This is a genomic window from Paraburkholderia sp. (assembly GCF_026225065.1).
Lineage (GTDB): Bacteria > Pseudomonadota > Gammaproteobacteria > Burkholderiales > Burkholderiaceae > Paraburkholderia.
This window is the reverse complement of record NZ_JAMFSB010000283.1, coordinates 1-10,727: the sequence shown is the minus strand read 5'-3', so window position 1 is coordinate 10,727 and position 10,727 is coordinate 1. Positions and strand designations below refer to the sequence as shown.

The 10,727-nt window shown below is 61.9% G+C and carries 9 protein-coding genes and 1 pseudogene; 5 read left to right on the top strand and 5 right to left on the bottom strand.

All coding sequences use genetic code 11. From position 1 onward, the window contains the following. Both M0954_RS20080 and M0954_RS20075 read right to left on the bottom strand, forming a co-directional pair. Positions 1–316, bottom strand: a pseudogene (locus M0954_RS20080) (MFS transporter); the annotation flags it as partial. 7 nt (positions 317–323) lie between these two features. Next, complete coding sequence (locus tag M0954_RS20075) at positions 324–1,019, bottom strand: DUF2848 domain-containing protein (protein ID WP_297355099.1); 696 nt, start codon at positions 1,017–1,019, stop codon at positions 324–326. A 171-nt stretch (positions 1,020–1,190) separates the two neighbouring features. Here M0954_RS20075 and M0954_RS20070 point away from each other — a divergent pair, with 171 nt between their 5' ends. From M0954_RS20070 to M0954_RS20060, 3 genes are all read left to right on the top strand, one after another. Beyond that, the gene (locus M0954_RS20070; protein WP_297355097.1) at positions 1,191–2,948 is read left to right on the top strand and encodes a cation:proton antiporter; all 1,758 of its coding nucleotides are present in this window, start codon (positions 1,191–1,193) and stop codon (positions 2,946–2,948) included. Positions 2,949–3,087: 139 nt separating this feature from the next. Continuing rightward, entirely contained in the window at positions 3,088–4,629 is a 1,542-nt protein-coding gene (locus tag M0954_RS20065) for a gamma-glutamyl-gamma-aminobutyrate hydrolase family protein (RefSeq protein ID WP_297355095.1), read from the top strand. Between the two features lie 496 nt (positions 4,630–5,125). Further along, positions 5,126–5,863: a DUF2968 domain-containing protein gene (locus M0954_RS20060; RefSeq protein WP_297355093.1), complete on the top strand. Its 738-nt coding sequence runs from the start codon at positions 5,126–5,128 to the stop codon at positions 5,861–5,863. Positions 5,864–5,883: 20 nt separating this feature from the next. Here the strand turns inward: M0954_RS20060 and M0954_RS20055 are convergent, their stop codons facing one another. Further along, a complete protein-coding gene (locus M0954_RS20055; RefSeq protein WP_122153756.1) occupies positions 5,884–6,405 on the bottom strand; it encodes a GNAT family N-acetyltransferase in 522 nt (173 codons plus the stop codon). A 315-nt stretch (positions 6,406–6,720) separates the two neighbouring features. Between M0954_RS20055 and M0954_RS20050 the strand changes: the two genes are divergently transcribed. Then, positions 6,721–8,016, top strand: a complete 1,296-nt coding sequence (locus M0954_RS20050) for an MFS transporter (RefSeq protein ID WP_122155572.1) — start codon at positions 6,721–6,723, stop codon at positions 8,014–8,016. 116 nt (positions 8,017–8,132) lie between these two features. Here the strand turns inward: M0954_RS20050 and M0954_RS20045 are convergent, their stop codons facing one another. Continuing rightward, on the bottom strand, positions 8,133–9,980 hold the full coding sequence (locus M0954_RS20045) for a tetratricopeptide repeat protein (RefSeq protein WP_123385663.1): 1,848 nt from the start codon (positions 9,978–9,980) through the stop codon (positions 8,133–8,135). 126 nt (positions 9,981–10,106) lie between these two features. On the opposite strand from M0954_RS20045, the gene M0954_RS20040 reads away from it, so the two are divergent. Next, positions 10,107–10,439 (top strand): helix-turn-helix transcriptional regulator, encoded by a 333-nt coding sequence (locus tag M0954_RS20040; protein WP_297355092.1) that lies wholly within the window; start codon positions 10,107–10,109, stop codon positions 10,437–10,439. A gap of 71 nt (positions 10,440–10,510) precedes the next feature. On the opposite strand, the gene M0954_RS20035 is transcribed toward M0954_RS20040, so the two are convergent. After that, on the bottom strand, positions 10,511–10,727 hold a 217-nt coding region (locus M0954_RS20035; RefSeq protein WP_297355090.1), incomplete at its 5' end, for a hypothetical protein.

The window sequence follows — 10,727 nt, the reverse complement described above, 5'->3', positions numbered from 1 at the left end:
TGCGGGCGATCGTCGCGCGGGCGCCGAATTTCTTCAGCAGCAGGTTGCTCGGGACTTCGAAGACGAAATAGCCGAAGAAGAATATGCCTGCGCCGAGTCCGTAGGCTGTGTTCGACAAGCCAAGATCACCCGTGAACTGTAGTTTCGCGTAGCCGATGTTGACCCGGTCGAGATACGAAAGCACATAGACCAGAAACAGGAACGGCATGATGCGCCAGGTGATCTTGCGCAGCGCGCTGGCTTCTATGGCGGCGTCCAACGAGGCCCCGGTGTGGGTGGCGGCACGCAACTCGGCTGAAGGCGGGACAGGGCTCATGGGTGCCTCATTCGACGACAGGTAACGCATGCACGCGGTAAGCGTGGCGCAGGGTGCGATTGAGCACCGGGTCGTGCAGTTCGAGTTCGAGCGCGTCGCCGTCGACCATCCCGACGATGCCGCCTTCGACCGCAAGCGTGCCGCAAAACATGGCGGCGCCCGTTGCGAGCGGGGCGCGCTCGAGCAGGTCCGCCGCTGCCAGCAACGAGGCGACGCTGCCTTGCTGGTAGACCCTGCGCACACCGTTGGCAATGGCAAAGGCGCGCAACTGCAACTGGTCCCAATGGCCGGCGACGTCGTCGAAGCGCCACGCGTCGCGGGCGAGCGGCTTCGGACACACCTGCTTCGACACCGTGACGCCGTAGGCCTCGACCTCGCGGTCGGTGTGGTCCGAGCCGACGGTGACGAGGAGGCCAGCCGTCGACTGCACCAGCACGCACTCGGCCTCGCCGCTCGAATGGCTGCCGACCACGTCGATCTGTTCGGCCTGCGTCAGCAATTCCGCGCCGAGGCGGTAGAAGCAGGGCGTGGTCGAGGGCCGCTTGACGCCCAGCTCGGCGAGTTCGGCAATGTGATGTTCGATGGCCGAGCGGTCGCGTCCCGCCCAGCCGGCGATGGTCAAACGATTCACCTCAACCACCAGCGGCGTGCGTGTTTCCGCGCGGTTACCTGCCTCAAATACGTCGAACGTTACCTGCGTCATTGCTGCACTCCATCATCTGAATATGCGGCAAATATTATTGTGATATTTCACAGGCGTCCAGCGTGTCAAAAACAATCCGCCGAGTTCCGGACCAGCACGTAACACGCGCCTAGTCGCCAAGCTGCGTTACTATCAGATTTTTCGACAGCAATTTGTAAGGAAACTCTGTCTATGCACCACGGAATTGGCTTCATTCAGGACCTGGCGGTGGTCATGGCGCTCGCGGGCGTCGTCACCGTGCTGTTCCATCGCCTGAAACAGCCGGTGGTGCTTGGGTATATCGCCGCAGGGGTGATCATCGGGCCGTACACCCCACCGTTCCAGTTGATCCACGACGAGCAGACCATCCAGACGCTCGGCGAGCTCGGCGTCGTGTTCCTGATGTTTTCGCTAGGGCTCGAATTCAGCCTGCGCAAGCTGTTTCAGGTCGGCGCCACGGCGATTGTCGCGGCGCTCTCCGAGATCGTGCTGATGCTGTGGCTTGGCTATGAGATCGGCAGCGCCTTCGGCTGGAGCTCGATGGACTCGCTGTTTCTCGGCGCGATCCTCGCTATCTCCTCGACTACGATCATCGTGAAGGCTCTTTCGGAACTCGGCCTCAAACGTGAGCGCTTTGCGCAACTGGTGTTCGGGATTCTGATCGTCGAGGACATCCTCGCCATTGCGATGCTGGTGCTGCTGTCCGGCATTGCGCAGACGGGTCAGTTAAGCGCGGGCGTCGCACTCGTCACGCTCGGCAAGTTGCTGCTGTTCATGACCGTGTCGCTGGTGGTGGGGATACTCGTCGTGCCGCGCGCGCTCAATTATGTGGCGCGCTCGGGCAGCGACGAGATGCTGCTCGTGTCCGTGCTCGGCTTCTGCTTTGGCTTTTGTCTTTTGGTCGTCAAGCTCGATTACAGCATCGCGCTCGGCGCCTTCCTGATTGGTGCGATCATGGCCGAGTCGCGACATCTGCGTCGTATCGAGCATCTGATTGCACCGCTGCGTGACGCATTTTCGGCCATCTTCTTCGTCACCATCGGCCTGATGCTCAACCCGCATGTGCTGGTCGACTACGCGTGGCCGATTGCGGTCATCACGGTCGCGGTGATCGTCGGCAAGATTGTCTCGTGCGGCCTCGGCACGTTCCTCGCCGGCAAGGACGGACGCACCGCCATGCGGGTGGGCATGACAGTGTCGCAGATCGGCGAGTTCTCCTTCATCATTGCCTCGCTTGGCGTCACGCTAAAGGTGACGAGCGCCTTTCTTTACCCGATTGCGGTTGCCGTATCGGCGCTGACCACATTGTTCACGCCGTACCTGATCCGCGCCGCCGATCCACTAACGCAGCGTCTCAGCCGTGCGATGCCGCGTCCCGTCGCCAACGTGTTCGGCATGTACTCGCAATGGCTCGAGAGTTTGCGATCAACCGGCGGCGGCCCGACACCCTTTAGCATCACACGCCGGATCGTTGTGCAGATTGCTGTGAACCTTGCGCTGGTGGTAGCGATTTTTCTGGCCGTGACGTACGGCGCGTCCTACGCTAACCTGTCGCTCGACCGTTGGCTGCCCTCCGAACCGCTGCAGCGCGTGGTGCTGTGGAGCGCGGCGTTGCTTCTTTCGATGCCGTTTCTGGTCGCCGTGTATCGCAAGACCAAATCGCTCGCGTTGTTGCTTGCCGAACTCAGCGTCCAGCCGGCGAAAGCCGGGCGCTTCACGCGTGCGATCCGCTCGGCGATTTCCGATCTTGTGCCAATCGTCTCGATGATAGGAGTCTTTCTATTGCTGGCGGCGCTCTCAGGCGGCATCCTGCCGCCCACCGGGTTGCTGGTGGTGGTGCTGGTGTGTGCAGCACTTCTCGTGACATTGCTTTGGCGCTGGTGCGTGAAGATCCACGCGGCCCTGCAGATCGCATTGCGCGAAACTTTCGACGAACAACCTGATCCATAAATAAATGACGTTATCGCGCGCCCGGATCTGTGTTGCGTAACAATGTGAGCAATTGTGTGCAGGTTTGCCGCATATCGCCCGGTAGCGGATAATCAGAACCTACTCATCCGTTCGCGTGGAAGGCGCCCGTCCGACAGTCATGAGCGAAAACAAGCCAGAGAATGCCGGTACGCCCGGCACCCCGTCCCCGTCCGGCACGCCGGCTGAGGTTTCGAAGCCCGGCGTTGCAAAGCCCGACGTGTCGACGGCCGAGACCGCGCCCGCATCCCCGAAGGTCAGCTTGCCCACCTCACACGAGGATGCTGTTCAGTCACCGCTCAAAGATTTGCCTGCTGATTCGACTGCTGGTGTGCCGACGGGATTACCTCCGACGGGGTCACCGCCGACCATCTCTTCTGCGTCAGCCGCCGAGCCCTCCCCTGCGGCCGAAGAGGCCGCGGAGCGCTCTTCGACCGACGATCCAATCAGCGCGTCGTCCGTTACTCCCGCCGATCCTGTCGCCGCCCAGCAACGGGATGCTGCCGAAGCCCGCGCATCCGCTGCCGAGTCGACCGCGCAGCAAGAGGCCCAGGTTAAGCAGAAGCGCGACGCCGCCCAGGCCAAACACGGCACGCCGTCCACGTCGCACGCCCCGCAACCTGCCGCGCCCGTAGAGGCAGCCTCAACGGCGGGCGAGGACAGCGAGTCGACCGCGGCACCCGCTACACGCGGCCCGACCAGTTCCGTGCCGCCCGGCTTCGGCGCAGCCCCAGACTTCACCGCGACAAATCCGCCTCCGCCGAATGCGTTGCCGCCGGCACCGCCGCGCTATCTGAAGCAGACTGACTCGGCATGGTCGGTGTTTGGCCGCATCATCGCGGCGCGGGCTCGCCAGATCTTCGACAGGGCGGGGCAACGGATCACGCAACGGACGTTGCGCATTGGCGTGTCGGCTCGCATCTTCCATCCGGAGCCGGGCGCTAAAGGCCTGCGCGGGAAGACGCTGCAATATCTCGAAGAGTCGATTGCGCACTGGGTGATGTCGCGCGACGTGCTGGTGTTCATGATTCCAACCGTTGGCCATCAGGGCATGCTGCATCCGAGCAACATCCGTCTGCGCGATTACGCCAAGAACCTCGACGGCCTGTTGTTGCAAGGTGGCGCGGATGTTTCACCGCAGTCCTATGCCGAACAGGCGACGAGTCCCGAGTGGCCCGGCGACCGCGTGCGCGATATGTACGAACTGGAGCTGTTGCACGAGTTCATCGAGTCCGGCAAGCCGGTGCTTGGTGTATGCCGGGGCTGTCAGCTGATCAATGTGGCGTTTGGCGGAACCCTTTACCAGGATATCGCCACGGATGTGCCGACCGCGGGCGTCCACGTCAATGAACACTATGACCAGCACCGCCACGGTATCCATTTTCCGGACGGCTCGACGCTCGCCAACATGTTTCCGGGCAGGCGTGACGCGATCGTCAATTCGATTCACCATCAGGCCGTCAAGACGATTGGGCGCGATCTCAATATCGAGGCGGTATCGGCCTCGGACGGCATCATCGAAGCGATTCGCTATCGACGCGCGCCGTTCGTGATGGGTGTTCAATGGCATCCGGAGTTTCATCGCGCGGGCGGACCGGAATTACTCGATTGCACGCCGCTGCTGGATACGTTCCTGCGCGTGGCGCGCGAAACGCGCTTCTAGGCACGCGTTTTCTGCAGAGAATTGCCAGGCCGCGTGGGTGGGCCGAAGGGCGTGAAAGGCGGTTCCGTTTTCCAACGGAGCCGCTTTTTTTATGGGATAACCTTTCTCGATCCGACCGGCAATATTCGCCGCGCTTTCCGTATGGATATTTCCGGTGAATTTTAAAGATAGTAAGTAATCCAATGTAAACTGCACTGACTTTGTTTCGCTAAAAGTTCTATGCGCCACCACTTCTCGCCAATCACATTGCTAAACAACCACTTGCCTATCCCGAATTACGGCCTGACTTTTTCATCACAGCGTGTGCGTCGTCCTTTCTTTTTTTCATCCATTAAACAGGATGCTTTTTCGCGATGCGCGAGACGATTCGCTGGAATCTTAAGATTGCTATCTATCTCGATTTAAAGTGTTGTCGCGGAACATACGAATGCTTCGCTTAGGCACAAATACGCGCGATAATCCAAAGCTATTTTGAATTCGCATGGAGCATGCACGTATGAAGTACCTCTTGACTGTACGGCGCGCAATGCTGCTCGCGACCACGTGTGCGTTGCTGCAGCATGGTGGTCTCGTGCTGGCAGAAGAGGGCGCCGGTTCGGTGGATTCGGTGCCGGTCGTCGGAACGCGTCCGGCCATGAATGCGCTGACGCCTCAACCGGTTTCCGCCGCATTGCAGGCGGCCGTCGCCACGAGCCCGGACGCTCGCGCTGGAGCGGGCGGCGACGCACAAGGCAATGTTGCGGAACTGATGCAGATGATCCACGAAGCCCAGCTGACGGAGTTGCGGACCACCTACAACGGCAGCTACGGCGCGAGTCTGTTTTTCTATCCGCAAGAAATGACGTACTACGTAGCGTTATTTCAAGACAAGCATTTCTGGCGGGTCATCAAGTCGCAGGACGACACTCGCGCCGAGACCGTCTACGCCGGCTTTGTGCAGCAGACCGCGCAGCTGGCCGAGGTGGAAATTCACCGCACGCAATTGCAGGCGCAGAAGGCATTCATTGAAGATGTGATTGCGCAGTCGGAAGATCGTGCGAAGCGCTTGCAGGCCGATCTGGACGTGGCCCGTACCCAGCAGGCCAGGGTCAACGACTATCAACGCCAGACGCAGACCGAGGCCGCCGCGTTGCGTGCGCAGAAGGAACAGGCCCAGGCCGAGTTGCGTCAGGTGCAGAACCAGGTGCAGCAGCTGCAGCGCCAGAGCGAGTCGGGTCTGCCGTCGTCAAGATAAGAAGGCTGCGACAGCGATGTTCAATCCAGCGGGTACACGTATCGCAATGCGGTGATATCCACTCCGCCCATATGATCGGGCTCTGCGCCCGCGAACTGCCAGCCCTGCCGCTCGTAAAAGCCGATGGCCGGCGTATTTCCCTCGAGCACATAGAGATACAGCCGGCTTTCGCCCTGCGCGCGCGTCCAGTTGACGGCGGCTTGCATCAGCAGCTTGCCGACACCGATTCCCTGGTGGCCAGGTAGCGCATGCAGGTTATCGAGCAGTACCCCCCACGCCGAGTCGGGTTGGCTTTCGACGCATGCAAAGCCGATCGGTTCGCCGGCGTGCTCGGCAATCACCACGTTGCGCCGTTCGGCGCCCGGCGCGTTCAGGCGCACCTGCCAGTACGCGGCGCGTTCGCGCGTCACCTCGCCGTCGAGAAATGCGTCGGGCAGCAGACCCCGGTAGGTGGCTTGCCAGCTGGCGGCATGGATCGACGCGATCAGGTCGGCGTCGAGCGCCGTCGCGGGGCGCAAAGAAAGGGCGCTGGCGTTAGACATCAAAGGGATGCTCAGTAAGGGATGGAAAGCTCAAAGTGTACTGCGAGCAAGGCTAAGGGCGCGGGCAGCGTCCATCCTGGCTGCAAGCTCGAGCGAGGAACGGTAACATTCGAATCAGCTTGCGGTGTGCCGGCAACCTAAGGTTTACCCTTATACCATCGCAATGTATGCAGCATCAAAATGCAGCGCCCCTGGCGCGTTCGTTTATTCCAGAGCCTCCCTCGCCAGTGGCATGTGCTCGCCGACGCGGTGAAGTGTTTGCAACTGCCCCATCATGCCGGCTCGGCTCCGGCGCCGGGCTATTTTGAGAGTGTCATGTCAACTGCGTCTCATGCAACTTCCAGTGAATCGAAAGTCCGGACAGTTTTCCGCGTCGTCAGCGGCAACTTTCTGGAGATGTACGATTTCATGGTCTACGGCTATTACGCTTCGGCGATTGCCAAGACCTATTTCCCGGGTGGCAGCGACTTCGCGTCGCTGATGCTGTCGCTGTCGGTCTTCGGTGCGGGCTTCCTGATGCGGCCGCTCGGCGCCATCGTGCTCGGCGCGTACATCGACCACCACGGCCGTCGCAAGGGCCTGATGTTGACGCTGGGCCTGATGGCGATTGGTACGCTGACGGTCGCGGCCATTCCGGGATACGCGACGATCGGCATTTTCGCGCCATTGCTCGTGTTGCTGGGACGCCTGTTGCAAGGCTTCTCAGCCGGCGTGGAGCTGGGTGGCGTGTCGGTCTACCTCTCGGAAATCGCCACCAAGGGCAACAAGGGCTTCTACTGCGCGTGGCAGTCGGGTAGCCAGCAGGTCGCTGTTGTCTTTGCGGCGCTGATCGGCGTGGTCCTGCACCAGATTCTGCCGGTTGAACAGATGAGCGCATGGGGCTGGCGTGTGCCGTTCCTGATCGGCTGTCTGATCGTGCCGTTTCTGTTCCTGATCCGCCGTTCGCTGCAGGAAACCGAGGAATTTTCCGCACGCAAGCATCGTCCGAGCATGCGCGAGATCATGAAGTCGATGCTCGAGAACTGGGGCGTCGTGCTCGCCGGCATGGGCATGGTGATCATGACGACGGTGTCGTTCTACATGATCACGGCTTATACGCCGACGTTCGGCAAGGAAGTGCTCAAGCTGTCGGCGATCGACACGCTGGTTGTCACGGTCTGTATCGGCCTGTCGAATCTCGTCTGGTTGCCGCTGGCGGGCGCGCTTTCGGATCGTATCGGACGTCGTCCGGTGCTGCTGGTGTTCACCATCCTGACGATCCTCACAGCGTATCCGGCGGTGCAATGGCTGGTGGCCGAGCCCTCGTTCGCGCGCCTGCTGATCGTCGAACTGTGGCTCTCGCTGCTGTACGGCTGCTACAACGGCGCGATGGTGGTAGCGTTGACTGAAGTGATGCCGGTCGAAGTGCGTACCGCGGGTTTCTCGCTGGCATACAGCCTTGCCACGACGATCGGCGGTTTCACGCCGGCCATCTCGACGCTGCTAATCCACTCGACGGGCAACAAGGCGGCTCCTGGCCTGTGGCTCGGCATCGCGGCAATCTGCGGTTTGATCGCGACGCTTGTGCTGTATCGCACGCCTGAGGCGCGCAACCAGTACCGTACGGCCTAGGACGACACGACTCTGCGTTCGCGCGCCGGCCGTTGGCTGAATAGCCGGCGTTGATGCAAAAAACCCCACGCTTTTTCGAAGTGTGGGGTTTTTGCTTTGTAGACCTTGTTGAATCGTTACGCGTCGCGGAGCTCGCGTGCAACCTTCTCGACCACTTCCGCCCACGCGCCCGGTTGCGGCTGACGGACCAGATGGACGCCGGGGTACCAGGGGCTGCGCGGTTCGTCGACGAACCAGCGCCAGTCGGCGGCAAACGGCAGCATCAGCCACAGCGGTTTGCGCAAGGCACCGCTCAGGTGAGCGATCGACGTGTCGATCGAGACGACGGCGTCGAGCCGTTCGATGATCGCAGCTGTGTCGGCGAAGTCGCCGATGCGCTTGTCGAAGCGATGAATGTTGCCGGCACGCGCATGTTTTTCGAGCGTAGCGCATTCCGCCGCGCTGAGATCGGGCTGCAGGATGATCCAGTCGATCCCCTCGAGCGCGAACAGCGGTTCGAGCGCAGCAAGCGGCATCGTGCGGTTTTCATGTTGCTGGATGCGGCCCGACCACGCGAGGCCGATTTTGCGTTTGGCGTGGCCGCCGAGCGAACCGCGCCACTTGCGCCGGTACGCGGGGGGCACGCTGAGGTAGGGCGTGCGCGCCGGAATCGTCTCGCGGCTGGTGCCGAGCGCAAGCGGCAGACTCAATAGCGGGCATTGCAGGTCAGCAGGCGGGCGTGGTGTCCCTTGGGCGATCAGCTTCACGCGCCATTCGAGCGCTGCGGGCGCGAGGATCGGCACGAGCTGGGGCTGAACTTCGAGTACGACGCGCGCTGCGCGCTGCGCAGCAATCGGCACGAAGCGCACGAATTGCAGCGTGTCGCCGAAGCCCTGTTCGGCGTGCACGAACAGCGTGCGCTCTTCGATCGGCTCGCCTTGCCAGCGGGGCAGTGTCTGCGGCTCGCGTTGCGCCATGGTCTTGAGGCGCCATTCATATTCGGGTAGCCCGCGTTCGAAATCGCCGAGCGCGAGCCAGGCGACCGCGCGGTTCATATGAGCCGACGCCAGATCGGGCCGTAGCCGCAATGCCTGGTCGAATGCGCGTACGGCCGCTGCATGGCCGCCCAGCGCGTGGTGCGTGGTTCCGAGGCTGAGCCAGGCTAGCGCAAACTTCGGATCGAGACCCACGACCCGCTCAAAGCGCAGCAGTGCCTCCTTGTGACGTCCCAATGCGGCGAGCGTATTGCCGAGGCCAAACAGTGCCGGCGGCAATTGCGGCTCCAGTGCGAGCACGGCTTCGAACGCGCCAAGCGCCTGTTCATGCTGGCCCGTGGCGTCGTGCGTGTTAGCGAGATTGAAGTGCGCCGCGACGAAGCGCGGCTGGGCCGAGATCGCTTCACGAAATTGAAGCACGGCTTCGTCGGGCTTCCCGAGTGCATTGAGCGCCATGCCGAGATTGTTGTGCGCTCCCGCATGACCCGGGTGCAGTTCGAGCGCCCGCTGGAACGAAGCAATCGCTTCTTCGTGGCGTCCGAGAGCGTGCAGCGCGTTGCCCAGGTTGTTGTGCGACGACGCGTTGTTCGGCTGCAGGCGCAGCGACTTCTGGAACGCATCGGCTGCGTCTGCGTGGCGCCCCGCGGCGGCATATGCGTTGCCGAGGTTGTAGTGCGCCAACGGAAACGCGGGTGCGAGTGTGAGCGCGTTGCGAAAGCGCTCGATTGCCCCATCGATTTGCCCCAATGCCTTCAGCGCATTGCCGAGATTCAGCTGCAAGGCGGCATCTTGCGGACGCAGATGCGCCGCGCGGCCGACGAGGTCGGCAGCTTCGGCGTGTTGACCAAGCTGATGCCGTAGCACGCCCAGCAGGTGGAGTGCATCGACGTTCGCGGGATCGCTATCCAGCGCGGCGCGATAGCCGCGCTCGGCGTCGTCGAGGCGGCCGTCACGATGCGCCGCGTAGGCGCTTTCAAACAGGGGTTCCATGACGGGAAGGGCGAGTCTTGTAAGGCAAATGTCGCATTTTCCCACACTCGTGACCCCGCACCCACGGTTTGACCTTTAAGAGATAAATCTATAACATATGAATACTTGTTCATATGTTTGAGAACTATGCTGCTCCTGTCAACTGACGACCACGACGACCCTGTAGTGCCGCTTGCCGACCTGTTCCGTTTGCTCGGAGATCCGACGCGCTTACGTATCGTGCTTGCGTGTGTCGACGAGCAACGCGCGGTGGGCGCGATTGCGGAGTCGCTGGGTTTGTCGCAATCGCTGGTGAGCCATCATCTGCGCCTGCTGCGTGCGGCGCGCATCGTGCGCGCGGAGCGCCAGGGCAAGCAGGTGTTCTACCTCGCGGCGGACCGGCACATTAGCGGCATGCTCGCGGGCATGCTGGAACACGTGGCCGAACCGCTGAGCGAATTTTCCCTGGACCAGCCATGACGAAACCACCAGTCCCTGACGGGCCGGCCGAAGAGCGCGAGGACGATCACGCGCCGATGTGGCTCTATGGGTTAGATACAGACGATACGGCCGCCAGCGAACCGACGCGAGGCTCCGTACGGGCGGCGCAAGATGGACATGATTACGCAGGGCGTGACGAAGGTGGTCACGATCACGCGAGCCACAGCCACGTAGGCGATAACCACGCGGGTCATGACCACGACCAAAGCGAAGCGCACGATCACGATCACGGCGCCCACGATCATGCCCCCGGCGAACACGCGCATG